Origin of the sequence: Mesorhizobium sp. M7A.F.Ca.MR.148.00.0.0 (assembly GCF_003997735.1) — a bacterium.
Taxonomy (GTDB): domain Bacteria; phylum Pseudomonadota; class Alphaproteobacteria; order Rhizobiales; family Rhizobiaceae; genus Mesorhizobium.
In genome coordinates, this window is record NZ_RZTB01000436.1 from 1 (window position 1) to 381 (window position 381).

Annotated in this window: 1 protein-coding gene; it reads left to right on the forward strand. The window is 66.9% G+C overall.

Annotated elements, in window-relative coordinates; translation table 11 throughout:
• Positions 1 to 381 (forward strand): ATP-binding cassette domain-containing protein (locus EOB49_RS34845; RefSeq protein ID WP_164781977.1); only part of this gene is annotated, 381 nt, incomplete at both ends.

Below are 381 nucleotides of genomic sequence, written 5' to 3' on the forward strand. Positions count from 1 at the left end.
GTCGTGGCCGACGCCTTGCCGCCCGAGCAGGCTGAAAGCGAGTTGTGGCGCGTCGACGTGGTTCTCGATTCACTAGACGTGCCGCAGCCGATGCGCGAGCGGCCAATGCAGGCGCTGAGCGGCGGTTGGCAGAGACTGGCGCTGATCGCCCGCGTCTGGGTGACAGATCCGGACGTGCTGCTGCTCGACGAGCCGACCAACCATCTCGACCTTGCTCGCATCGGCCAGTTGGAAACCTGGCTCAACGCATTGCCGCGTGAGGTGCCGGTCGTCATTGCCAGCCACGACCGCGCCTTTCTCGACGCCGCCACCAACCGGACGCTGTTCCTGCGCCCGGAACGGTCGCCCGTGTTTGCCTTGCCCTATTCCCGCGCCAGGCAG